Origin of the sequence: Halobacteriovorax sp. RT-2-4 (genome assembly GCF_047085445.1) — a bacterium.
In the GTDB taxonomy this organism is placed as follows: Bacteria; Bdellovibrionota; Bacteriovoracia; order Bacteriovoracales; family Bacteriovoracaceae; genus Halobacteriovorax_A.
Genome location: NZ_JBKIXY010000001.1, coordinates 1,852,331 through 1,877,306, shown reverse-complemented (window position 1 = coordinate 1,877,306; position 24,976 = coordinate 1,852,331). Strand labels below are relative to the sequence as shown.

Below are 24,976 nucleotides of genomic sequence, written 5' to 3'. Positions count from 1 at the left end.
ATTTACGTTAAACGTCTGTTTTTAAAGAAGATAAGTCCGATGACTAAGGTGAATATAAAGGGAACAGAGAATGTTGCTAAGAACGGACTAATTTTCAAGTTTTTACCTAGCTCAATAAAATATGATTGCACTAGCCAATACATAATTGTGAACGCAAAAATAAATGCAACGCTTCGACCAAACGAACTATTACGTCTATTTGGATTGAATATACTCGTGGCCGCAATTAAGGCAAAGATAATGCAAATTAGTCCTTCCGAAATATGCATGTAGAACATAACAAGATATTCGTTTACATTGATTCCATTATTATTTAGCTGAGAAATATAATCATAAAGTCTTAAAAATGTGAGTGTTGAGATATCTGCTTCAATTTTAGCGAATTCTTCAATACTTTCATTCAAGGTGATTGGTAATTCTTCGATTCCAATTTTTGGAAATGATGGCGTTTCAAGCTCGTCAAAACTAGTTCCATTTGTTGGCCACCATCTCTCAGTTCGAGAGTCATAACTTAACATTTTATAAGTATCAATTTTCGTAAGTTCACGATTTTCACTATAGTGATAAATCGTTACCTCGTTTAAAGTATTGGTTTTCTTATCAAAGCTTGAAAATGCAAAGTAGTATTTAGGTGACTTGTACCAAATCTTTCCTGATTTAATTGTTGATGATGAAAGTCCTTTCTTTTTGAAAACTCTAAATTTTTCATCTGGACTGTCTAAGATACTAAATCTTCTCGAGTTAATATAAGGACTAATGTAAGCACTTAGAATAAATTGAAAAATTGCAATATAGATCGATGTTAGCAGTATATCTTTCAAGTAATTCTGACGAGAGTATCCACCAGCAAAAATTGCAACCAGTTCATTTCTACTTTTTAGTTTATTGATTGAAAATAAACTTCCTATCAGACATGAAATTGGAATTACCTTTATGAGAAAACTAGGAAGTTGGATGAAATAACTTAGTAGTACTTCTTTAGCTGTAATATTTTCGCGTAAAAATCCAGTAATCAAATTTCCCAAAGAAAGCAATAGGAGAAGAACAACTGCCGAAGCAGCAAAAAATTTTAGCCATTCTCTTGTAATTAAGTTTCTTACTACGCTCATTTTACGATTTTATAAATTAAATAAATTAGAGGTTTAATTAATAACTTATTAAAAGTGAAATCTAAAGTTTTATTCTTTTGAAATAAGCTAACTATATGTGGTGATATTTCATAGTAACGATTAATGAATACTTGTCCAAGTTTATAATGTGCTAATCCTGGCTTCAATCCTCTAAGTGTATCAAGTAGATCTTCATTATGTGGATATGCATGAGTAGCTAAATAACAATTTTTTGAACGTACATTAATCTTATCATATGCCTGTTGAAAGGCCTTCTTATTATGGGCCTGTCCTGATCTTAAAAATTTCCTAACGATTTGAGCATTTGCATGTTGATATTTGTATCCAATAGAAAATGCAATAAATTGCTGTAGACATCGAAGAGATTCACCGCGAAGTTTCGGGCTTTTATCATATGACTTAGCAAGATTCCAATAAGCTTGGCTTATCAAAAGTAGTTCAGAAATATCCTTTTGAGGATCAAACATCTTTGGAGTTAGATGCCTTTCAGTTGTTCGATTATATGCTGCTAAAATCCCAAGATAATGATTAAATTTCTCTACACTGTGTGGAATATCATTTTTTGCAACAAAGTCGAGAGCTTGTTTTAAAGTTTTCAAACGCTCAGTATAAGCATTCTTAACACCTTCATTAAGCTCTTCATCACCATCTTTAGGTTTGTTTTGGGGCTTCTTTGTTGCCATTATTTTACCCCTAGAAGCGATATGATACGGAAAAAGATGTTTCTTTGATGTCTTGTGCTACTTGTTTTAGCTCAATTGAATCTTCTAAACTAATATTTCTAATCGCGAAATTTAGTGTAAGTTTTGGTTGAATCCAGCTTAAGCCAAAACCTGATCCAGACTCCATTGCAATTTTATCGTCATACATTCCTGCACGTAAGTAAAAGTCACTAAGTACTTTGAATTGAATTGCCGCGCGCCAAAGAGAATGCTCTGAGATCTCCTCATTATAGTTTGCACCAGCATCAAGCATAAGTGAGATGTATTGTTGAAACTGGTATTGCATACCAAGCACTGCTTTCGTGTTATTTGGAGATTTTTCAAATGGATCCATTGCTACAAGTCCAAGTGAAAAGTTTTGTGTAATAGCGTGGAAAACACCAATATTTAATTGTTGATACTCAATCTTTTCCTTCACTCCTAGATATACATCTTCACGTTTCATATCCTGGTATGTGAAACCTAGTGCAGACTTTCGACCGATAGTAGAGGCGAAAGAAGTCGAGAGTTGTTTATAGTTTTCATCTCCACTCTTTGCTTTTACATAAGAGATTGAGCCCTTTAGAGCTTTTGAACTATCAGAAGCAATAACTGCGTAATTAGTTGAGTCTCCTAAAGGCGAGTCGTTCATATCGGTATTATCTGCTTTTGTTTGTTCAAGATATAATGAAGACATATTGAAAAAGGCTATTGGTGCAGGATTTAATACTGTAGCTTCATCCATTAATAAAGAAGCAACACCAGCTCCACCTGTGGACTTTAATCGTGTTGTTTTATAGTCCATTATTTTTGCAGATGTATTAAACTGAATTACTAATAAAGTTACAATTAATGAAAGTATTTTAGTCATGTAATATCCTTATTTATAGTCTAATTATAATCATATTTTCGAAATTCGTCATTTATTAGTGATTGACTAAAATACTCAATGTTTTAGTTGTTACGACGAGAATATTTTTTGGTATTATAAGGTGGTAATTTAGGAGATTTATGAAAGTAATAACTATATTGGCAACTGTATTAAGTTTAAATGTTTTCGCAGCAATTCCATCTTTAGAAGGATTAATGAGAAACTCTTCAAATAAGGAATTAGATAAAGAACTAGTTGTTGCTCACGTTGTTGTAAAACGAGTCGCAGCAGATGAAGAATTTGCAACGAGTGAAAATGTGGTTACGAATTATTTTAAATACATGTTTATTACTGCAGAAAACGAAAAAGATTATAAGAAATCTTTAGTTATTAGATATGATGATTCTTCTTATCAAGTATCGGGGGTTTCTAATGTAACTGCATATGAAAATCTTGATAGTCTGTTTGGTAAAGACACGACAAAAGATATTCTTCAAAGTTCAATCCTTAGCTACACATTCAATAGTTCTTTTGGTTTTAATAAAGTTTTTAAGGCAATAGAGCCAAGTTATAAATCTAACTCTGATTTGATTAATAAGGAAAAGGCTTCTTTAATTGAAGATTACAAAACGTTTCTTGTTAAAAAGAAAGACTATGAGAAAAAAGCCAAAGAGTATGAAGAGTCTGTTGGCGAAGCCCCTGTGTCACCACTTGAGTCTGATAATGATCAAAAACAAGCACAGTTAAAAAGTATCATGAACTCTTCTTTATATAAGGGAAGTAATAATTTAAAACTTGTTAAACGCAATAGAGAATTTGTTTGGGCAATTCAGCTTGATAATATCAAAGGTGAGTTTAAAAATGAAAACCATCAATTAATTTATTTAGATCTAAATACAGATAATGGAAGTTATTCAATTGTTCCAAAAAGTTTTGTTACTTACAATGGTCAGTATACTTTACCAAAGTACATTGAAGTTACGACATCTGATTACCGTTACGAAATAGAAATACCAACATACTATCTTCTAAACTCGACAAATAAGACGATTGCCGATCGAAATCGTGAATACGTAAAGTATCTTGAGCGAAATCAACAAAGACAAGGTACTCAAGTTAATATCGAGGGACAAGAAATTCAGGAAAATATTAATTTATTATTCTAGTTAAGTGTCTGTAATTACAGACAAGTAACTAATAGCCTTTAAGTATTTATAAAATTATCCGATATGACTTAAGCGATACTTTAAGTAGGGTAATATATGAAAAAGGCAAATCAATTAAAGTTTTTAATTTGTACACTAGCTCTGGCTTCTACACAGGCCAAGGTAGTATTTTCAGGAATGGGTTCAAGTGGAACTCGTAGTACAAATCAATCAACGGCCGGAACAGTTACAGTTTCATCATCGAGTCAGTCAACAACGATTGAATGTCGTAGAGATGATGCGGTTTCATATGGGTTTATGAAAACACTCCTTTTAGGAGATACTCCAAGTTATACAATTGCAAATGGAAAAATATTGGTAAATCTACCAACTAGAGTTTCAGCGTGTATTAAAGACATAAGTGCGCAAGCTATTACAAACCCTGTTGATAATAATGTTTACTTGAAGTTCAATGTGAAAATTGATTCTAGCCAATATCCTGCTGGTACTCAATCAATCGAAAAAGAATATGAAAAATGTATGGCCCACTTAGCTGGTGGAGACTCTTCATTTTATACTGTCGATAAACTAAGAGAAAAAGGTTATCTTGCATCACCTGTAACACTTGATACAGATCTTCCTGATATTGATACTAATAGAAATTCTGAATTAGTTATCGCCTCTACGAATAAAGATTTCGATTATAAAAATGATATGCCGTTTGGATTAGCAAATGTTGCGCAACATACATCTTTTAGTGATCCGTCATTCAATTGTATGGATTATGCAAAGCCTGCTGAACAAAAAGTAATGGCAAATAAAACTAATGAATATGAACTTCGTGAAGAGGCTATTGCTGCTTGTAACGGAAAAAATCTTACTGATATTTCGAAAAGTCTTAAGAAGCTTAGAAGTGACTCAGGTGGAAACTATGATGATCTAACTAGAATTCTTTCTGGTATTCAACATCAACTTATCAATGAAGAAGTTGAACAAATGGTTTCAAGAATGGAGCAAATTGAAAGTGATATTTCTCCTTCTGTTGAAGATGTTAAAGAAGGTGATAAGTTTGGTGTAAGCAAAGAAGCGAGAAAGAAGCTTCTTCAGGAATACGCAAATCACATGAATAAGTTTTCTAAAGAATTACTTCCAGCTATGAAAGAAGAATTAAAGCATTTAATGGAAGAATATGCAGAGCTAGGTGATAGCGAGGCAGATGAAAGACGTAAAGATCAAATTAATGAATCAATTGAAAAGATTAATGACGTTATTGCTAAGTTTAATCGTCAAAATGAAAATGGTGCTGAATATAAGAAAGTTGTTGAAGCACTTCGTGAAGGCAATATGCAAACTTCAGGTAGAAAGATTTTATCTGGAATTATTCTTGCTCAAGAGTTTTCACATGTAAAACTTGAAGGGACTAATAAAAGAAATGTTGAAGAAGCTGAAAATAATAGTGAGAGAAGTATTGCTCGTCTTAAGCAAGGTACGCTTGCTGATTGGGGTGACGAAGCTCTAATCAGAGCCGGTGACAATTCTCCAATTAAGAGACGTCAGCAAATTCTTAAAGGTATTCAACAAAGAGCTTCTAAAGATCGTCAAAATTATATGACTAAGCTAAATGCTTATGATGATTATATCCAACAGTATGCTCAAGATCTTGCAAGTAGTTATTGTACATCAGGTGGTAGCTATGAAGATTGTATGACTGTTAGAAGTACTTATCTTCCATACATCTATAACCAGTATAGTTCATGGAAGCAAAACTCTTATCAAGATTATAACCAATCTTATAATGCAAAATACGGAGCTGCCTATAATGAGCAGAAAAGCATACTAAGTCGCTTTAATGGTCTTTATAGTAATTACAAGTTAAATGCTATGCAAAACCAATTAGCAGGAGCAACAGCGAGTAGTCCGTTTGATTTATGGACAGGAGCTGACACTTCTTATTCTTCTGGTATTCCTGGATTGAATTTTGATTTCAATGGGGCCGCTGGTGGAAACTTTAACAATAATAATGGTTGGAATAATAATTTTAACTTAATGCAACCACAACAAAGAACACCTAGCAGTTCAACATGGACTAATCCATATCGATAAAAAAAAAGGCTTCCAATCGGAAGCCTTTTTTATTTCTTAAAACTTAATATCTGCACCAAGATAAATTAGGTAAGTATCATTTGTTTCGTTAGGAGTCGCAGTATTTGAGAATGCGTAGTAGTCGCCAACGAAGAAATAACCTAGGTTTGCATTTAGTGTTACTGAAGTATTCCACTTGTAAGAGAAGTTTGAATCAATTTCAAATCCTAGATCATCTGCTTGATCTGCTGCCGCAGTAAATCTCTTGTTCTTCTCATGGTTAATTGCATCTGAACCAGCTTCAGCAACTTTATCGGCCTTTGCCCAAACAACAGAGTTAGTCCAAGACCAAGTTCCTGAATCATATCTGTGAGCAAATTTTGCATAAGAAGTATTTGCAATACCCGAATTAAATACGTTTAGATCAGTATTTGCAATGGCCGCTAAGTTATAGCGAAACATGATATTTGCAATTTGAAAGTTAGGGTTAAGATACATTGCTCCATAAGTTTGGTTATCTGCATCTGAACCTGAAACCATACCAAAATCAAGATGAAATGAGTGATTTGTGTTTAACTTATAAGTGTTATTAAGTAGGAATGCTTTTGCATCAACTTCAGTATCTGTAACACCAGGGTAGATTTCACCCATATCACCAGTCATTAATGGAATTTCTGCTTCAACAGTGTATTTGCCGAAAGTCTTCTTAAGGTAAAGGTCGATCATTGTCACACTAGTTGCACCAAGGTTTGTAGCAATAGTGTCACCATCTACATCAGTTTCAATTCCAGATGCAGCTCCAGAAGTGTTCTTGTTGTAAAGAGCTCCGAAAGTGAATTCTTTATCTAGGTTTTCATAAAGTAATGAAATCCCCATCTCTTTAACACGACCAGTTTTTGTAAGGTTATTTGCTTTGATTTTTGAGTAGTAAGGAGAGAACTTAAAGTTACCGATCTTGAAATCAATTGTAATCCCATCTCTCATTGAAGCAAATCTTGATCCTGGAGCATTTCCATCATTATAAATTGCACCCATACCCCAGTTAAACTTTTGGCGACCTACTGTATAAGTTGCTGTATCAGAATAAAATACTGCATTGGCCTGAGTTAGGTTCACAGGATTACTTGTTACTGTATTGAAAGAGTAGCGAGCATTTGCATATGAGTTTAATGGATCTTGAGTCTTTGTTCTTCCATCATTTGAAGAATCACCAAAATTTCCACCGTATCCATAACCTGAAGTTAGTTCAGCATTAATCGTTGTTGAGTCATTTACAATGATTGTTGGCTGAAGCTTAAAAATATAAGTTTGAAAGTTTGATGAGTCAGGATCAGCATCTGTCATATCAAATGCTTGGTCACCATTATCAAGTGGTCCAGCACCTTGCTGAACTGAACGATTATAATCACCTAAAGAATGTAGGTCTGTTTGTAGTTCACCATGCCAGTCAATTGGTAGTGCCAGAGTAGAAGTAGCTAAAGTGGCAAGAATTGCGGCCTTATTTAAGTTGTTTAACATAAGTTGTTATTCCTTTTATAATTTAACAAAATTGTACTGAAATAATATAAGATGACTTTATATAACGTCAAAAAAATAGGTGTATTCAAAGGTGCTTAATAAACGAATAAAGATATTATTATTCTTGATGGTTGGATTATTTGGCTTGTGTGTCATTTATTCCATAAATACAATCAATGACGCAGACTTAACTCGAATTATTACTCCTAAAACACCTGATACGAATTCGAAAACCATTCTTTTTGAAGAGGGAAGTTTTGTTAAGAAACGTGACTTCTTATTTTTTAAGGCCAATTCACGTGATGAGAGATTTAACTCTGTCTTTTTTGAGAAGTTTGACGATGAAAAGAGGTCAATTCTAAGTGTGAAAGAAAGCTTCGAGTTAAATTCTATTAGAAGTAATGATTGTAATTACAACCGCTGTCTTCAATATAAAATTAACTTTTATAATATTCCTATTATCTTATCTAAAGGTCTTATTGGTATTGAAGATTTTCGTTTTCTTGATCACATAGGTATTGATTATATTTCTATCATTCGTGCGATAATTGCAGATATTAAAGCTGGTGCTCTTGTACAAGGTGGATCAACACTGACACAACAACTAGTAAAGAATATCTATTTTACAAATGAGAAGTCATTTAGCAGAAAGATTAAAGAAGCTATCCTGGCCGTTTATATTGATTTTAAATTCGATAAGTCAGCAATTCTAGAAGCTTATTTCAACGAAGTGTATTGGGGAAGTCTTGGTGGAATTAGAATAAAAGGTGTGAACACAGCAGCTGTTTTATATTTTAATAAACCTATTTCTGAGTTAGATCCTTATGAATCAGCTATATTGGTCTCAATGTTAAAAGGGCCAAGTTATTATCATCCTATCTATCGTACAGATCGTCTTAGAGGGCGTGCTGATTTTATTTTTAATAAATTACAAAGCTTAGATCTTTTTGATCAAAACACAGATTATCAGTGGTCTGATGAGAAGTGGGAAAATTGGAAAAAACAATTATCTGTTTTTCAAGATGACTCATTTTATGAAGCGATATATTTGACATCGACTCGAGTTAATAAAGATCCAATGCTTAGTGAATTTCGATTTTTTAAAACAGTCTTAGCTTCTAAAAATCTTTTAAGAGATCTGAAAGGGATCGAAGAGAACTTGGCGGTTAAAATTGCTTTTGGAAATCCAAAGCATAAAAGTTTCTACTATTCTAAATTTGAAAGAAATGTTGATAAGGCCTTCAAAGAGGAACGTCATGGTGTAGGTTCAACACTAAAGCCAATCCTGTTTCAAATATACCTTGAGCAGGGCCATAAAATAGATGATTTAGTTTCAACGGAGCCGATAACTTTAGATCTTGTTAGTGGAAAGTGGACACCCTCGGAATCTCATACACCTTCTGCGAGTGAGTACCCTATTTCTCAAGCTTTACAAGAGTCCTTAAACAATCCAGTTGTTAGACTGGCCCATGATATTGGTTTTGAAAAAGTTGAAGTTATATTGAAGGATAAGATTAAACATCTTAAAACACCGTTGGCCCAATATCCTGCCCAGCTTCTTGGTGCCATTGAATTATCAGTTGATGAGCTCTATCAATTATATGAAGACTTTATGCTTGCGCAATGTCGAGTAGGGGCCGGAGTGTACGAGTCTCTTGCAGATCCAAATCAAACGACAATTAGAAGAATGGTAAAGCCAGCGCTTAAGCAACAACATTTCTTCGGGAAAACAGGAACATCAAATAATGGTTTTGATAATCTCTTTGTCGGTTATGATGGACATGATCTTTTTACGATCTGGGTCGGTTATGAAGGTGTTCGTACAAATAAGAAAGGTTTAAGATTATACGGAAGTACGACAGCTTTCAGACTTTATCAGGAGATTATTCTGTATTCAGGCCAACGAATTGCGTCTTTGGCATGCGAATAAGTAGGCAAATTTAAAAATTTCTTGTCAAAAATAAGAAACTAGCTTATATATTACATACAAATCTACATTGCTGGGGTATCGACAAGTGGCTAAGTCAGCAGATTTTGATTCTGCCATTCGAAGGTTCGAGTCCTTCTACCCCAGCCATTTTCTCACGGATCAGAGAAAGGAATAAGATCATGAAAAGGATCGTTCTCGTATCAGGCACGTCAAATCCAAAGCTTTCTTCCGATATCTCGAAAATCTTAGATGTTCCGTTAGTTGACCCCCAAGTTATTAAATTTGCCAATGGTGAAACATTTTGTGAAATCGAACAAAACGTTCGTGGTGCTGATGTCTTCATTATTCAATCAACATGTGCGCCGGTAAATGATAATTTAATGGAGCTTCTGATTATGATCGATGCTCTTAAGAGAGCGTCAGCGTCTTCGATTACAGCAGTTATTCCTCATTACGGATACTGTCGTCAGGATAGAAAGGCATCGCCGAGAACTCCTATTTCAGCAAAGCTGGTTGCCGATCTTATTACAGTTGCAGGCGCTAGTCGTGTTATTACAATGGACCTTCACTCTGGACAGGTTCAAGGTTTCTTTAATATTCCATTCGATAATATTTTTGCTTCTCCTGTTCTTCTTAGTCATATTAAAAGAGAACTTGTGACAGAAAATACGATCTTCGTTTCACCAGATGCTGGTGGAGTTGAGCGTGCTCGCCATTACGCTAAAAAGTGTAAGTGCGATATCGCTATGATCGATAAGCGTCGTACGGGAAAGAACGTTGCAAAGGCCATGAATATTGTGGGTGATGTAAACGGTAAGGACTGTATCATCTTAGATGATATGATTGATACTGCAGGAACACTTATCGAAGCTTGTAATGCTCTAAAAGATAATGGTGCAAGAAGTGTTGTGGCATGTGCTACGCACCCTGTATTTTCTGGGCCTGCTATTGAGCGCATCAATAAAGCAGAATCTTTAAATAAGGTTCTTGTGACAAATACAATTCCTCTGAGTAAAGAGGCGCGTGAGAGTGGAAAAATAATTTCTGTCTCGGCCGCTGAAATATTGGCCAAGTCGATTCATCGCACGTTTAATAACGACTCAGTTAGTTCATTATTTTTATAAACGGGTAACCTATGAATTATTTAATTGTTGGACTTGGAAATCCAGGTTCAGAATATAAAGGTACCAGACATAATATTGGCTGGGACGTAATGAATTTTATCAAGCCAATCAAGGACTTGCCTTTTAAAGAGAAATTTAAAGGAATTTGGTCTTCGTTTGAAACGGATGAAGATAAGTTCTACGTGTTAATGCCTCAAACTTATATGAATCTAAGTGGTGAGAGTGTTATTCCTTTTGCTCAATACTTCAAAATCGAACCAGAAAATATTTTAGTTATTCACGATGAATTAGATTTACCGTGGGGAACTATTGCCTTTAAAGATGGTGGTGGCCTTGCGGGTCACAATGGTCTTAAGTCAATTGCAGGACAATTAGGTCATAACAATTTTAAGCGCTTACGTATGGGGATTGGACGTCCACAACATGGAAGTGTATCTGATTGGGTTTTGGGCCGCTATTTTGGTTCGGAGGCTGACTTTATTGACGATTACTTAGAAAAAGCTTCAAAAGCCGTTGAATGTTATGTAAAAAGTGGCTTTAAAACAGCGATTCAAAGATATAAAAAGAAACAATTACTAGATTTAAGTAAATAGATATCAGGAGAAAATAATGGCCCTAAATTGTGGGATTGTAGGACTTCCAAACGTTGGTAAATCAACGATTTTTCAGGCTCTAACTTCGGCTCCAGCTGAAGCAGCTAACTTTCCATTTTGTACAATCGAACCAAATATTGGGATTGTAAACGTTGGTGATATTCGTATGCAAAAAATTGCGGAAATCATTGGGCCACAAAAAGTTATTCCAACTATTGTTGAATTTGTTGATATTGCAGGTCTTGTAAAGGGTGCTTCAAAAGGTGAAGGTCTTGGTAACCAATTCCTTGGAAATATTCGTCAAGTAAATGCAATTGTTCACGTTGTACGTTGTTTTGATGACACTAATGTTATCCACGTTCACGGTGAAGTTAATCCAGTTGATGATATTGAAACAATTAATATGGAACTTGCTCTAGCTGACCTTGAAGTTGTTCAAAGAAAGCAAGCAAACCTTCCTAAGTTAATGAAAAACCAAAATAAAGAAATTGCATCAAAAGCAAAGATGCTTGTACCTGTTCTAGAAAAACTTACTGCTCATTTAGAGCAAGGTTTTGCTGCACGTACACTTGAGATGGATAAGGAAGATATCGAGTTAACTCGTGATCTTAACCTAATTACTCTTAAGCCAACTCTTTATCTATGTAACGTAGATGAAGAGAGTGTTGATGAAGATAATGACTATGTAAAAGCAGTAAAAGAATTTGCACAGAAAGAAGGTTCTCGTGCAATTAAGATTTGTGGAAAGCTAGAGTCTGAAATTGCGGCACTAGAAGATGAAGCAGATAAGAAAGACTTTATGGAAGCTGCTGGAATTGAAATTTCTGGTTTAGAAACGCTTACTCATGAAGCATATAATATGCTTGGTCTTCGTACATATTTTACGGCCGGTGTTAAAGAAGTTCGTGCTTGGACATTCAAAGAAGGAGCTAAAGCTCCTGAAGCTGCAGGTGTAATTCACTCAGACTTTGAAAGAGGATTCATTAAGGCAGAGATTTATCACTATGATGACTTAATTGCTAATGGATCAGAGGCGAAGGTTAAGGAAGCTGGAAAGCTTCGTATGGAAGGTAAAGAGTACATCGTAAAAGACGGTGATATTATTCACTTCCGTTTTAATGTTTAAGCACCCGCGAAATTGACTGGCCAAAGCCAGTCTATTGTTCGCGGTGCTAGCTCCCCAATACTTTAGCTAGAGAAATATATTCAACAAGCCGGGTTCAAGCCCGGCTTTGTTGTCTCTGGAGCAAAAAATCTTAGCATAAGAACTTACTTTTATATTGTTTACAACTGAGATGAAATTTCTCGTTTCGCTTCCTTCTTAGGAAAGGCATTAAAAGTAGAAGCTACACTCTTTTCTAAAATATAGTTATCTTTCATAAGATTATAAAAGAAGAAGTTACGATAGATTAGCTTCACGTACAGTCTTGTTTCTTTATATGGAATTTGTTCAATTTGAAAAATAGGATCTTCTACATCCATAAGATTCTTTGCCCACTTTGTTACCTTGTGTGGACCTGCATTATATGAAGATAATGCATAGATTATATTTCCATCAAACTTATTAAGTAGAGATTTGAAGTAGCGTACACCAGCATCGATATTTCTATGTGGAATTAAGATCTCGTCTGTTTTTCTAAAATTAGTCATCTGTCTTGCCGTAGCTGGCATAAGTTGCATTAGTCCTAGTGCGCCTACTGCTGAACGTGCGTTTGGATTGAATGCGCTTTCTTGTCTGATAATCGATAAAACTAGAAGCGGGTCAATTTCAGCATTTACATCTTTAATCTTATCAAGATGTAGAACCGGAAAGAGAGTCGTAATATCAATTTTTGAAGGCCTAATGAGATTTAAGTCAATTGTCCTTGAGACGAGTTTGAAACTCGATAAAAAATCACCACTTTCTTTGAAATGATGAAGAAAGTAATTAAATATAGCCACACGTTGTTCTTCTAATGGAAGAGAGTCTAACTTGGCCCTATTGATAATATCAGTTTCAGGATTGAAACGGATAAATTCATAAATTAACTTATCAACCTTTCCGACAAATTTTAACTCATGCCAAATATTTGATTCTTTAATATTTCTTTGTTTGGCCTGGGTGAAGTCCGCTAATTCTAGTTTGGGAAGATTAACTGTATTCTTATGGAAATAAAGTGATTTAACATAATTCTTATCAAACTCAGGAAGATAGTCCTGGGCAATAATTGAATAGAAGCTTAATGGGTTTCCATTAATCATTAATTTGAATAAGTGTTTTGCAAGGGATTCATTCCCATCTTTCATATAACTATAAGCAATCCAAAATTTTGTCTTAGTGTATAGATTAGAAAACTCATCTATTAATTTATAGTTTTGTACTGTTACGATACTTTCCTTATAGTTTTCATTTTTTATTGAATTCCAAAGTAGAAGGAAGAGTGATTCATTTTTTGATTCATCATCATAACTAATCTCATATGAGCGTGCAAAGTAACGATTGGCATTGGCAATATCATCATTATTTAAAAGAAGTTTTCCAATATAGCGAACACGTTTCCATGAAGACTTTTTATAAATATAGTCTTCATTGGCTTTTTCAAAAGTTAAAAACTTTGAAAGTTGTTCATTGATATTTGCTTTCTTTTTCTCATTATTTTTTACTAGATTTTTTAATTGGCGATATTGTTTTATAAATTCGTTCGTAATGGTTAATTTGTTCTTCTTAATTCTATGTAGATTATTTTGGAATAAAAGAGTGATATCTTTATCAAAATCTATATGTGAATAAAGCTTAGAATCAATCTTTAGCCCATTGATCAAAGTTATTTCGATAAGCTGTTTTTTAATATGTTGATAAATTTTAGATTCTTTATCAACTTCTTCTAGTTTACTAATGAAAAGTGAGTTTCGAGATGTTGCAAGATATTGAATGGCCTTAGAGAAGTTTTCATCATCAGCAATAATATCATTGTAATACTTATCGTTAATTAAATAATTAACAGTGTGAAAACAGTAATTTCTAATATTTGAAACAAATTCATCCTCAACGCGATTTGTTCTGTGACTTTTAATATTACATGAAAAATACTTATCTTTTTTTAGTGATGTTTTTAGATCACTTAAAAACTCCAAGTGAGTGAGATAATTTTTAAAGATACCACCATCTTTAATGGCCTTAATTGCATTATTGATTTTATGATTAGGTAATTTCCTTCTTTTTAAAATGCGTTCAATTTCTGAGATGTGACGTGCAGCTGTAAGCTCTTTGTCTTTAAGAGAACGAGAATCTTTAGCAAAGCTTGTAAATGACAAGCTTGCCGTTAACGATAAAAGAATAAACTTCTTACCCAATAAACTCATTGAAACGACCTTCCATACTTTTTAACTTAGTGACTACATCACTTAAGATTAATTTTTTATCGTCAGGTACAACTTGTTGTAGGTTCTTTAAATAGTTACAGATTTCATCAATATAAACAGTGTCTTCCTTAAAATGAGTTTGGAAGTACTCAACTGTTAAATTAACTTCATCTGCGACATCTTGAAAGTAATCACCTTCTCTAAATGAAAGCTTTCTTTCAAACCCTGTGTGTCTTAGTCCAGCAAGATATTGTTTTAATTTATAAAGTGGGCCTGCAACTTTGTGAGTAAAGAAAATACAAACTACAAAGATGAGGATCCCAAAAAATGCTTGGCATAAAATGAGAAAGTTTAAAAGATCACTCTTCATTGTTGCAATATGCTCAGCAGATTGTGGAAATTTTTCTGAAATATTAGTTAGCACTTGGTAAATAACAAGTGGATAGAATGCACTTAGTACTAGAATTACAATACAAATTAATGCACTGAATCTCAGCTGAAATTTAGAGTCGACTATGATTATGGAACGCTTATATGGCTTAGACACAATTTCTCCAAACTTTAATTTAGTTTCTTTAGTAATTATAACATCTTATGAATTTTGTTGTAGGGCAAAAATTTGCTTTACTCATTGAATAAGTGCCCAATATTTAATAGAATTCACGCATAAAACGATAAAAAACTGAGAGAATTAGTATGCTAAATATTGAAATAGTTAAAAGTAAATTAGTTGAGGTTAATAACCCAAACACTGGAAAATCCCTATTAGATGAGAATCGTTTCAAGGATATTGCAATCGAAGATAAGAAGCTTACGATTGTTTATAATCGTGATGGCATTACTCCTGCACAAAAACGAGATATTGAGGATTCAATTGTTAATTCTCTTTCAGCTATTGTTAGTGAAGATGATCTCTTCATTAAAACTATTTCTACTCAAGAAATGCCAGCTCAGCAACAGCAAAAGCCCCAACAACAAGGTGCGAAGTTAGAAGTCGGTCACGCTAAGGCTGCACCTCAAAAACGTGATATTCCGGGCGTGAAGAAGATTATCGCTGTTTCATCTGGAAAGGGTGGTGTTGGGAAAAGTACAGTTTCTGTAAACTTAGCTCTATCTCTTAAAAACCAAGGAAAGAAAGTAGGTCTACTAGATGCCGATATTTATGGGCCATCTATTCCGATGCTTCTGGGTCAAAGAGATGCGAAGCCTCTTGCAACTGATGATAAGAAAATTGCCCCTATAGAAGCACATGGAATTAAATTCATTAGCTTCGGTTTATTCATTGAAGAAAAAGACGCTGTAATCTGGCGTGGGCCTATGCTTGGTGGGGTTCTAAATCAATTTCTTTTTGATGTTGATTGGGGTGAGCTTGATTACCTAGTATTAGATCTGCCTCCAGGAACTGGTGATGTTCAGTTATCAATTGCTCAAACTTTAAATCTAAGTGGGATTGTTGGTGTATCAACACCACAGGATGTTGCTCTACTTGATTCTAGAAAAGGCTTCAATATGTTTGAACAGGTCAATATTCCTGTTTTAGGACTTATTGAAAATATGAGCTACTTCGCACCAGATGATATGCCTGAGAAGAAATACTATATTTTCGGTGAAAAGGGTGGAGCTGATATCGCAAATGAGCTTGGTTATCCATTCTTAGGTGAAATCCCTATTGAAATTGCTTTACGTGAATCTTGCGATAATGGTGTGCCTTACATGTCTAATAATTCATACGAAAGTAGACCAGTATGGAAAGCATATTCCGGTATTGCAAAAAAGATCATTGAAATAGAAAATAATGATGGTGAGGGGAAAGGTTTTTTCTCAAAAATTTTCAAAAGGTAGAAAATGTCCATCATACAGAAAATAGAGGAGCAATGCTCTTTTAATTTCACAGGCAGAATCAATATTCTTAAAAGGGCCGATCGTCAGTTCCTAGGCGTTATATATATTAGCGAGGGAATTGTTGTTGCGGCCCAGTTTTCTAAGAAGACAGGCCTTAAAGCCTTATACTCGTTAGTAATTTTTGAAATGGATCATATCGAGGAGTTCACTCTTGTGGCCGAGCCAGAAGTTGTTTCTGAGAGTGACTACGAATTCAAACTAAAATTTAGTGAGTTAAAGTCGAATATTGAAAATGCTTATTCTCAGCATTTAAAGGCTAAGTCCCTTCGTCCACCAGAAAATATTCACATTTTGATCAATCCTGTGTTCATAAAAAATGGAAAAAAGACTGGTGCAAATGAATTTTTACTATTAAAAACTATAGCTGAATACAGCAAGGTTAAAGATATTTATAGCAATTGCGAATTATTTGATTTTGAAGTCACCCAAGCATTAGTAAATCTAAGAAAAATGGGCGCCTTGAAGGTCGTAAAGTAGGAGTTTTAAATGAAAGATCAAACGCATAACCAAGGCAACCTTAAAGAGCTTAAAGTTATGATCGAAGAAAACGTTGTTACCTCTTTTGAGTTAATGTCTCAGAATACTGGGATTGAGCTTGAAGAGCTTATTGTAGTCGCTCTAAAGCGCTTTAGAGCTTCTCATAGTGACTATGAGAAGAAGACTTTCCAAGTTGATTAATTCTTATTCATATTAGAGTAGGCACACCCCTGGGGTGTGTTTACTTTTTCTACAGTGTTAAAAGTTTAACAGTCTAATACCTAAACAATTCAATAAATTCCATTAAATACGAACGCGTTTTCAGTAAGTTAGCAAATATACGTATTTGTTCAATTTGGCATGAGTGTTGCTTCTATATATGCATATAGGTTTTAGGAGCACTGTATGAAAGCAACAGCTATTTACAAGAAATTCATTATCGCATCAGTACTATCAGGATCATTCCTTGTATTCGGTGGTATCTATCAAGGGATTTCAGTAACTGATAACTCATTTATGCAACAGAAAGATATTTCTTTTGAAAAGAGAGTTGATGAGAGCGTTGATCGTATCGTAGCTTCATCTGATCGTGAAAAAGTATCTGTACAATACTTACCTGTTGCAGAGTATGCACAAATTATCGACGGTAAATGGGAAATTGTAAGAGTAGAGAATCACGAAGGAAATGAAATTTTTAATGAGAAGAAAGCAAACTCTAAAAGAGTAGTTGATATGAAGTTAATTGGAACTGGTCTAGTTCAACTTAACGATAATAATGAGTACACTTTTGATGTTTCTTTCCTACACGAGAATAATAAAAATATCTCAATCTTTAGAGCTTATGAAGATGGATTTGAATTAATTGAAGCAAGAAGAGTTTTAGAAGCAAATAATGAAGTAGCTACTCAAGATGTTATTGTTGATGAAGCTTTAGAAGAAGCAGCAATGATTAATGAAAATGAGAGAAAAGAATTTATTATCGAAAGAGTAGTTCTTCCTCAATTAAATAACGAGCTAATTCGTGGTGAAGATAAGATTGAAGGAAGTGTTACAGTTGGACCAAATGGTGTTCAAGGTCTTTACTTCAACGTATTCGATAAAGATATTAATGAAGTACTTGGTGATATTAAACTTAAAGATGGAAGTGCATTTGAAGTTGAACTTCAGGGACAACTTTCACACGGAGTATTTGCTAGAAATGGTGAAAATGGATACCGTCTAAGATTTACAACTGGTCCATATGCTGGTGGGTTAATTAACTTTGTAACTTACGATGAGCTAGAAAGAGTAAATGCTGAATTCGAAAGCATGGAAAGAGCAAAAGAAGAGTCACGTTTTGAAAGATCTCTGACAGAAGAAGGGTCATTTGAAAACGATATTAACTTAGCTCAAGGTAATGTTAGCGCTGAAAATAATGAAAAACAAAATGTGGAAGAAGTTGAAGAAGAAAGATACGAAGAAGAAGTTCTTGTAGACGATCCAGCTGAAAGATTTGAAGAGCAAAAAGAACTTGAATACGAAAGACAAGAAGAATTAGACAGACAAGGTTACGGATTCTAATCCATAAATATAAAGAGAGAAGAGAAGAAAAACAAAGGCCCTCAAAATTGAGGGCCTTTTTTATGTATTATATATGCGAAGTTTTTTTGCTCCTGAGACGAACCGCTCGGGCTTTATGGTTACGATGACCTGTATGTCTGCTAGAGGCAGGAGCCGAAGCAGACTGAACCCTCGCTCTCGATCAGAATGTGCTCCTTGCATGGGGAGCTAGCACCGCAGGGAGTAGATTGATTATTGCACAAACTTTCCCATAGGCCTAGAGACAACAAAGCCGGGCTTGAACCCGGCTTGTTGAATATGTAATTCATTTCATTGCACTGAGGCCTAGCACCGCAGCCAATAGTTTGCCTTTGGGCAAACAATGCTGCGGATGCTTAAAGAACTTTTTTAAGTTCTTCTTTAAGAATTGGAACGATTTGGAAAAGATCTCCAACAATTCCGTAGTCAGCTTTAGTAAAGATTGGCGCATCTGGGTCAGTGTTGATTGCAACGATAACCTTAGATGTTCTCATCCCAGCTAAGTGCTGAATAGCACCTGAAATACCACAAGCGATGTAAAGAGATGGAGCAACTGTTTTACCAGTTTGACCAACTTGCATTGCGTGTGGAGCATATCCTGAGTCTACAGCAGCACGTGAAGCACCAACTGTTGCACCAAGAACTTCTGCTAGTTCTTCAAGGATCTTGAAGTTTTCTGCAGATTTCATAGCACGACCACCAGATACGATGACATTTGCTTCTGTCAGGTCTAGCTTCTCAGAAGCACCCTTAACGATTTCTTTGATTGCAGCTTTGATGTCACCAGCGTTAGCAGCAACTTCATTTGCAGCACCTGCACCAGCAGTTGGAGCTTCTGGCATACCAAGAGCGTTAGGTCTTACAGTTACGAAACCTGGCTTAGGTCCGTCTAGTTCTACTTTAGCTAGAACTTTACCAGCAAATAGTGGTCTTGTTCCTGCAAAGTTGTCACCTTCCATTACAAAATTTGTAACTTCTGATGCCATACCTGCATCAAACATACCAGCTAGTCTTGGCATAAGGTCTTTTGCTAGAGAAGTTGCACCAGCAAATACGTAATCGTAGTTTGAACCGATAAATTCTTTAAGTGCATTAGCGTATCCTTCTGGAGAATACTTATCTAGGTTTGCACCTTTTAGGTTGTGAACATTAGCAGCACCATACTTTGCAAGATCTGCAGTTGCATTAGCACCCATGTCACCAACGATTGCTACGTCAACAGTGTGACCAGCAAGTTTTCCTAAGATTTCAAATGTAACAGACTTAACTGTTTCACCACTTGTTTCAGAAAATACTAATATCTTTGCCATTTTAATAATCTCCTTAGATAACTTTAGCTTCTTCTCTTAAAAGCTTAACAACTTCAGCTACAACACCTGCTTGAGCAGCTTCGTCCATTGCATCAAACTTCTTCCCAGCTGGTTTTTCTGGTGGAAGTTGGAAACCAGAATACTTAACACGACGATCGTCAGCAGATACACCTACATCTGAAAGTGAATGTTGAGCAAGAGGCTTTCTCTTAGCTTTCATAATCCCTGGAAGAGAAGCATAACGTGGGCTGTTTAGACCTTTGTTGGCCGCAATTAATACTGGAGCAGTTACTTCGTAAACTTCTAGTGCTCCACCTTCAACTTCTCTTTTAAGAGTATATGAACCACCTGCTTCTTCACAACCGTCTACAACAGTTACTGAAGGCATTCCTAGCATTTGAGCTAGAAGTTGTGGAACTTGAAGACAGTCGTCATCAATTGCTTGTTTTCCAGTGAAGATAACATCTGGAGTTTTTCCAGATTTTTCAATAGCACCTTTAAGTGCTTTAGCTGTCATATATGAATCTAAGTTGTCATCAGCTTCAACTAGGATTGCATCGTCAGCACCCATTGCTAGGGCAGTTCTTAGAGCTTCAGTGTCTTTAACACCACCAACTCTTACTACAGTAACAGTAGAACCACTGTTTGCAGCTTTAGTTAATAGAGCTTGCTCTACTGCAAATTCATCATATGGATTCATGATCCACTTGATAGAACTTGTTTCGATATAAGATCCATCACCATTTGGAGTAATTTTAGTTTCCGTGTCTGGAACTTGTTTAATACATACAAAAATGTTCAATTTTAGCTCCTTGTAAAAATTTCTTTAGCAATAACTAATCTTTGTATTTGTGAAGTGCCTTCATATATTTGAATGAGTTTGGCGTCTCTCATTATTTTTTCAACTGGATATTCTTTACTATAACCGTAGCCACCAAATACTTGTACAGCATCAGTTGCTACTTTCATAAACATATCAGCGGCTTTAGCTTTTGAGTATGATGAAAGTTCTGGATTTGGTTTTCCATTATCAATTGACCACGCAGCCTTTTGAACAAGTAGTCGAGCTGCTTCAATTTCAATTCCCATGTCGGCGATCATCATTTGAATGGCCTGATGACGAGATAGTGGAACACCAAATTGTACTCTCTCCCCAGCATACTTAACCGCATGATCCATAGCACATTGAGCTCCACCTACTGCGGAACTCGCAACCATAGGTCTAGAGTGATTTAATGTTGCCATTGCAATTGGCCAACCTTGACCAAGACCACCTAAAATATTCTCTTTTGGAACTTTTACGTTTGTAAAAGTCACTGCTCTAGTATCAGAACAACGATGTCCCATTTTATTTTCTTTTTCACCAAGCTCAATTCCCTCGGACTTTCCATCAATAACAAGTGCCGTAATACCTTTGTGCTTAAGTGTTGTATCAGTTGTTGCATAGACAACAAAAAGATCTGCATATCCTGCATTTGTGATCCACATCTTATTTCCATTTAATAAGTAGTGATCTCCACTTTCTTTTATAGTTGTTTTGATACCCGCTGCATCTGATCCATAGCCTGGTTCTGTTAAGCAGAAAGCTGCAATTTTATAATCTTCAGTAAAAGGAGTTAAAAATCTCTTTTTTTGTTCTTCATTCCCACCAATAACAATTGGTAGAAGTGCAAGATCATTTGCCATGATTGCGGTATTCATTCCTAGACAGCCATAGGCAAGAGCTTCAGTAATGATCATTGAATCAATAGTAGAAAAACCTGCACCACCATATTCAGCTGGAATACAAGTATTAACTAAACCAAGCTCCCAAGCTTTGCGAAGAATGTCCAAAGGCATCTGTGCCTTTTCATCATATTCGCCAGCTTTAGGCATCATCTCATTTTTTGCAAATTTCATTGCAAGTTCACGAATTTCTTTTTGCTCGGAAGTTAATTCAAAGTTGATCATGATGGAACCTATTGTTCTAAAGATAATGTGACATTATTATAGATAGTTTTTCAGTATTTAGTAAATAGGTAATAAAGGCTTAAGATAGTGTAATAAAACACCTTGGTACTATTTGAGTGGTGTTGCATCATTATGCTTCAATTCAGCAATTTCAAAATATGATTTGTATTCGCTATAGCTCGGTAAATCCTTCAAGGGCTCGAGCACAAAGCTTCTATTTCTAAATTCTTTATGGGGTATAATTAAGTTCTTTGATTCATATTTTAATTTATCAATAAAAATAATATCGATATCAATCTCTCTAGGGCCCCAGTGATAGCGTCGTTTGCGACCAAGTTTATTTTCAATTTCTTTTGCTATGTGCAAAAGAGCTTCTGGCTCTATGTTTTGGGATGTCTCAATTTCAAGAGCAATATTATAAAAATTTGGCTGATCTTGTGGCCCGTATGGTGGGGTTTCGAAAATCCTACTAATAAATGATTTGGCATCTAGGGCCAATTCGATTTCTTTAGTTGCGCTAAGAAGAATCTCTTCTTTATTATTTAAATTTGAGCCGAGACTGAAGATTATTTTCATTAGTTCGAAGACTTTTTAGATTCTTTTTTTGAATCTTCATCTGAGCTTTTAGATTTAAGCTGTGACTTAGGTCTTAGTACTTTTTTATTTTGCTCAATGAATGAAGGAAAGTTATCATTCTTTGGCTTGGGAGCAGTTTTTACACCACAAGAAGTTAGTGCAAAAGTAGTAAAAAATAATAAAAACTTAGAACTCAAGTGCAAGACCTACTCCCATTACATCTGTTCCAATATCAACCCTTAAAAACCATCCAGGTACTAATCTTTTAAATCCTGTTGCACCAAAAACAAACTCATCTTGTTCAACACTTGCAACGAGGTCAAGTTCTCTTTGGGCTTGGTCTGAACCAACTTTAGAAACGTCACCAGCACCAGGACTATCAGCAGTTGCAAATTTATATCCAACATATGGCATAAATACTGTGTATAAAGGACCTTCAAATGAGTACTTTGCTCTGAAGATATACTGATTTACTGCTGTATCTATATCATCTGCAGGGAAAGCACGAATAAGATGACGACCAATAAAGCCTTCGATCCAAATATTTTTTTCAACTTGAAAAGACCATGCGGCATTATATTGAGTATTTGTATCTTGCTTTCCGGCAGTGTTAAATCCATCCACAAGACCGATACCAACAGAGGCGATATTATCATTTTTAATGACACCTGTTTGTTGACTTTCATCACCATACAAGTCTTCCTCTAGTAATGTCGTATCATCATAAAGAGATTCTGAATCAGTGATTTTAAATTGATCATCTTGATTGTCAGCGGGCTTACCGTAAGCTGAGTCATCGCCACGTAAGATTTGAACATCTTGGTTTACAAAGAAATTTTTAAATAATTCTTCATCGTACACTTTTGTGACTTTAACAGCTGCTTGATTCTCTTCTTGTTTCGGAACAACTCCACGTGCAACAGGTACCTTATTTATTAAGATAGTAATGTAGTCACCTTTTGCGAAGCTATCTTGACTATTACTGACAAGAATAATTCTTTTGGTTCCAGAAATTTTCAATAGCTTTTCATTAGCTAGTTCAAAATTAGCTGCATTTGAGAAATCATTAACCGCACTTTGAGAAAGAGCAGTAGTTGATAAAAATAGTAAGAATAGGATCATTATATTCTTCATACGGAAAAATTGTACATCGCATGAAGAAATTAGTCTAGGCGGTTAAAATTTAAATATCTATTTAAAAGTAACCGAAGGGAATTACATATAATTGTTACTATTTAAAAGGGGTAATATACCATGAAGAAGATATTCTTATTATTATTAGTTTCGGCACTAACTTTCACTTCATGTTCAAACAATGAAAAGAAAGAAGGGGAAGTAGCAGCGGCTGAACAATCTGAAGAGATTTCAATTGATGATTCTGACTTCGTTGTTGATGCGAATGAAGATCTAAATCAACTAGAAGAAGCAACAATGCAACCGACCGATGAATCAGTTGCTGTTCTTGGAAGTGAAGCACCATCACCAACAGATGAAATTCTTCTTGAAGAAAATGTAGCTTTAGAAAAAGATGTTATTGTAACTGCATCTGATTACTATGAAGTTCAAAAAGGTGAAACACTAATGTGGATTGCTTTTAAGCTATATGGTGACTATAGAAAGTGGCGTGATATCCAAGCGATGAATCAAGAAGCTTTAGCAGATGGTCTTCAAGCAGGAGATAAAATCAAATATCAAAGTGGACAATTTAATTGGAATCCAGTTGGACTACCTCACTTAATTAGAAGAGGAGAAACACTTGGTGTTATTTCTCAAGATAAGTATGGAACACCGGCCAAGTGGAGATCAATCTGGGATAATAATAGAGATATGATTAAAGATCCAAATCTAATCTTTGCAGGTTTTACACTTTATTATGTTCCTGAGGAAAGAGATGTTGCTTCCGAGTCTATGTAATTCATGTATAATAGATTAATTATATAAAGCTCTCATAACGAGAGCTTTTTTATTTTTTACCTAATAGAAGATGAAAATTTTAATTCTACTAACACTATTTAGTTTCACGTCTTGTACTTATCTTTATAAAAAAGATAATGATTATCCATACAACTATCAGGATACGTTTACATCTCAAGATTATCTGACGCACCTTGAAGGAATAGCAGAACTTTTCATCAAAAATAATAAGGTAAGAAAGCCAAATAGAAGATCATTACGTTACTTGAATACAATTGCAAAAGAACTTTATTTAAATAATCAAGGGCTCTTTCAAAAAGACGATTTTGGTATCAATTTTTATATTGTTGATGACAATAGGAATTTCTACTTCTCCCTTCCAAAAAATAACGTTTTTATGTCTCGTGGTTTACTTAAAAATTATATGAATAGTGAGAATATTTTCGTGGCCGTTCTCTTAGGAGAATTGATAAGAAGTAAAATTGGCATCTATGAGAAGAAAAAACTGATTCCACTAAATTCTTACACTATCGATGATATGATTCGTATTAATAATTTAGACTTGAATGCTAAAAGAGACTTAAATAATTTGGTCTACGAAGTATTGATCAAATCTGGATACGATCCAGAGGCACGACTTCTTTGGCTCCAGACTCTAAACCGTCAATCGATTAGTTTTAGTGTGCAAGGTGTACACTCACATGAGCTTTCGAAAGAAGAATTTTTACTTAAAAATTATATGGTTAATAGTGGAGAGGATGAGAATTTAATTTTTGAAAAAAACTCATCTCGTCTATTCTATTATTTCAAAGAAAGTATCTAAAGAGTAAATA

24 protein-coding genes and 1 tRNA gene are annotated in these 24,976 nt (G+C 34.8%); 13 read left to right on the top strand and 12 right to left on the bottom strand.

The genetic code is table 11. The features are described 5' to 3' along the window. Positions 1-2: 2 nt before the first annotated feature. From ACMAYL_RS09025 to ACMAYL_RS09015, 3 genes are read right to left on the bottom strand one after another with little or no spacing between them, the layout of a single operon-like run. Entirely contained in the window at positions 3-1,109 is a 1,107-nt protein-coding gene (locus ACMAYL_RS09025; RefSeq protein ID WP_103218633.1) for an LptF/LptG family permease, read from the bottom strand. Next, positions 1,106-1,813 (bottom strand): hypothetical protein, encoded by a 708-nt coding sequence (locus tag ACMAYL_RS09020; protein WP_412470507.1) that lies wholly within the window; start codon positions 1,811-1,813, stop codon positions 1,106-1,108. The genes ACMAYL_RS09025 and ACMAYL_RS09020 overlap by 4 nt, the downstream gene beginning before the upstream one ends. A 10-nt stretch (positions 1,814-1,823) precedes the next feature. Continuing rightward, positions 1,824-2,702, bottom strand: coding sequence for a hypothetical protein (locus ACMAYL_RS09015; protein WP_103218635.1), 879 nt, complete (start codon positions 2,700-2,702; stop codon positions 1,824-1,826). A gap of 140 nt (positions 2,703-2,842) precedes the next feature. Between ACMAYL_RS09015 and ACMAYL_RS09010 the strand changes: the two genes are divergently transcribed. Beyond that, positions 2,843-3,868 carry a hypothetical protein gene (locus tag ACMAYL_RS09010; RefSeq protein ID WP_103218636.1) on the top strand — a complete coding sequence of 342 codons (1,026 nt, stop codon included), beginning with the start codon at positions 2,843-2,845 and terminating at the stop codon, positions 3,866-3,868. A 96-nt stretch (positions 3,869-3,964) separates the two neighbouring features. Then, positions 3,965-5,950 carry a hypothetical protein gene (locus ACMAYL_RS09005; protein ID WP_103218637.1) on the top strand — a complete coding sequence of 662 codons (1,986 nt, stop codon included), beginning with the start codon at positions 3,965-3,967 and terminating at the stop codon, positions 5,948-5,950. A gap of 36 nt (positions 5,951-5,986) precedes the next feature. On the opposite strand, the gene ACMAYL_RS09000 is transcribed toward ACMAYL_RS09005, so the two are convergent. Further along, positions 5,987-7,447 carry a hypothetical protein gene (locus ACMAYL_RS09000; RefSeq protein ID WP_412463490.1) on the bottom strand — a complete coding sequence of 487 codons (1,461 nt, stop codon included), beginning with the start codon at positions 7,445-7,447 and terminating at the stop codon, positions 5,987-5,989. A 127-nt stretch (positions 7,448-7,574) separates the two neighbouring features. Between ACMAYL_RS09000 and ACMAYL_RS08995 the strand changes: the two genes are divergently transcribed. The 5 genes from ACMAYL_RS08995 to ychF all read left to right on the top strand — a co-directional run bounded on the left by ACMAYL_RS08995 (position 7,575) and on the right by ychF (position 12,220). Then, positions 7,575-9,377, top strand: a complete 1,803-nt coding sequence (locus ACMAYL_RS08995; protein WP_103218639.1) for a transglycosylase domain-containing protein — start codon at positions 7,575-7,577, stop codon at positions 9,375-9,377. A gap of 71 nt (positions 9,378-9,448) precedes the next feature. Next, a tRNA-Gln gene (locus tag ACMAYL_RS08990) sits at positions 9,449-9,524 on the top strand. Positions 9,525-9,553: 29 nt separating this feature from the next. After that, a complete protein-coding gene (locus ACMAYL_RS08985) occupies positions 9,554-10,501 on the top strand; it encodes a ribose-phosphate diphosphokinase (protein ID WP_368667187.1) in 948 nt (315 codons plus the stop codon). Positions 10,502-10,512: 11 nt separating this feature from the next. Beyond that, a complete protein-coding gene (gene pth, locus ACMAYL_RS08980; protein WP_392994059.1) occupies positions 10,513-11,094 on the top strand; it encodes an aminoacyl-tRNA hydrolase in 582 nt (193 codons plus the stop codon). A gap of 16 nt (positions 11,095-11,110) precedes the next feature. Beyond that, on the top strand, positions 11,111-12,220 hold the full coding sequence (gene ychF / locus ACMAYL_RS08975; RefSeq protein ID WP_103218642.1) for a redox-regulated ATPase YchF: 1,110 nt from the start codon (positions 11,111-11,113) through the stop codon (positions 12,218-12,220). Between the two features lie 158 nt (positions 12,221-12,378). Here ychF and ACMAYL_RS08970 read toward each other — a convergent pair whose 3' ends face one another. Together ACMAYL_RS08970 and ACMAYL_RS08965 are read right to left on the bottom strand one after the other, a co-directional pair. Further along, complete coding sequence (locus ACMAYL_RS08970; protein WP_412470997.1) at positions 12,379-14,436, bottom strand: transglycosylase SLT domain-containing protein; 2,058 nt, start codon at positions 14,434-14,436, stop codon at positions 12,379-12,381. After that, positions 14,420-14,983, bottom strand: a complete 564-nt coding sequence (locus tag ACMAYL_RS08965; protein ID WP_103218644.1) for a hypothetical protein — start codon at positions 14,981-14,983, stop codon at positions 14,420-14,422. The genes ACMAYL_RS08970 and ACMAYL_RS08965 overlap by 17 nt, the downstream gene beginning before the upstream one ends. Positions 14,984-15,132: 149 nt before the next feature. Between ACMAYL_RS08965 and ACMAYL_RS08960 the strand changes: the two genes are divergently transcribed. The 4 genes from ACMAYL_RS08960 (at position 15,133) to ACMAYL_RS08945 (ending at position 18,375) form a co-directional block, all read left to right on the top strand. Continuing rightward, positions 15,133-16,278, top strand: a complete 1,146-nt coding sequence (locus ACMAYL_RS08960; RefSeq protein ID WP_103218645.1) for an Mrp/NBP35 family ATP-binding protein — start codon at positions 15,133-15,135, stop codon at positions 16,276-16,278. Between the two features lie 3 nt (positions 16,279-16,281). Beyond that, the gene (locus ACMAYL_RS08955; RefSeq protein ID WP_103218646.1) at positions 16,282-16,815 is read left to right on the top strand and encodes a hypothetical protein; all 534 of its coding nucleotides are present in this window, start codon (positions 16,282-16,284) and stop codon (positions 16,813-16,815) included. A 9-nt stretch (positions 16,816-16,824) separates the two neighbouring features. Further along, positions 16,825-17,016, top strand: a complete 192-nt coding sequence (locus tag ACMAYL_RS08950; protein WP_021267727.1) for a hypothetical protein — start codon at positions 16,825-16,827, stop codon at positions 17,014-17,016. Between the two features lie 204 nt (positions 17,017-17,220). Further along, the gene (locus ACMAYL_RS08945) at positions 17,221-18,375 is read left to right on the top strand and encodes a hypothetical protein (protein ID WP_103218647.1); all 1,155 of its coding nucleotides are present in this window, start codon (positions 17,221-17,223) and stop codon (positions 18,373-18,375) included. Positions 18,376-18,749: 374 nt separating this feature from the next. Here the strand turns inward: ACMAYL_RS08945 and ACMAYL_RS08940 are convergent, their stop codons facing one another. The 6 genes from ACMAYL_RS08940 to ACMAYL_RS08915 all read right to left on the bottom strand — a co-directional run bounded on the left by ACMAYL_RS08940 (position 18,750) and on the right by ACMAYL_RS08915 (position 23,363). Further along, a complete protein-coding gene (locus tag ACMAYL_RS08940; protein WP_103218648.1) occupies positions 18,750-19,703 on the bottom strand; it encodes an electron transfer flavoprotein subunit alpha/FixB family protein in 954 nt (317 codons plus the stop codon). Between the two features lie 13 nt (positions 19,704-19,716). Further along, entirely contained in the window at positions 19,717-20,505 is a 789-nt protein-coding gene (locus tag ACMAYL_RS08935; protein WP_103218649.1) for an electron transfer flavoprotein subunit beta/FixA family protein, read from the bottom strand. A gap of 2 nt (positions 20,506-20,507) precedes the next feature. Beyond that, the gene (locus tag ACMAYL_RS08930; RefSeq protein ID WP_368667188.1) at positions 20,508-21,650 is read right to left on the bottom strand and encodes an acyl-CoA dehydrogenase family protein; all 1,143 of its coding nucleotides are present in this window, start codon (positions 21,648-21,650) and stop codon (positions 20,508-20,510) included. 111 nt (positions 21,651-21,761) lie between these two features. Next, a complete protein-coding gene (folK, locus tag ACMAYL_RS08925) occupies positions 21,762-22,229 on the bottom strand; it encodes a 2-amino-4-hydroxy-6-hydroxymethyldihydropteridine diphosphokinase (protein WP_103218651.1) in 468 nt (155 codons plus the stop codon). Beyond that, positions 22,229-22,426 (bottom strand): hypothetical protein, encoded by a 198-nt coding sequence (locus ACMAYL_RS08920; RefSeq protein WP_158246916.1) that lies wholly within the window; start codon positions 22,424-22,426, stop codon positions 22,229-22,231. The genes folK and ACMAYL_RS08920 overlap by 1 nt, the downstream gene beginning before the upstream one ends. Next, a complete protein-coding gene (locus tag ACMAYL_RS08915; protein WP_146037887.1) occupies positions 22,416-23,363 on the bottom strand; it encodes a hypothetical protein in 948 nt (315 codons plus the stop codon). Before ACMAYL_RS08915 ends, ACMAYL_RS08920 begins: the two co-directional genes overlap by 11 nt. A 120-nt stretch (positions 23,364-23,483) precedes the next feature. Here ACMAYL_RS08915 and ACMAYL_RS08910 point away from each other — a divergent pair, with 120 nt between their 5' ends. Then, positions 23,484-24,143 carry a LysM peptidoglycan-binding domain-containing protein gene (locus ACMAYL_RS08910; RefSeq protein ID WP_103218654.1) on the top strand — a complete coding sequence of 220 codons (660 nt, stop codon included), beginning with the start codon at positions 23,484-23,486 and terminating at the stop codon, positions 24,141-24,143. Positions 24,144-24,213: 70 nt separating this feature from the next. Continuing rightward, complete coding sequence (locus ACMAYL_RS08905) at positions 24,214-24,966, top strand: hypothetical protein (protein WP_103218655.1); 753 nt, start codon at positions 24,214-24,216, stop codon at positions 24,964-24,966. Positions 24,967-24,976 lie beyond the last annotated feature (10 nt).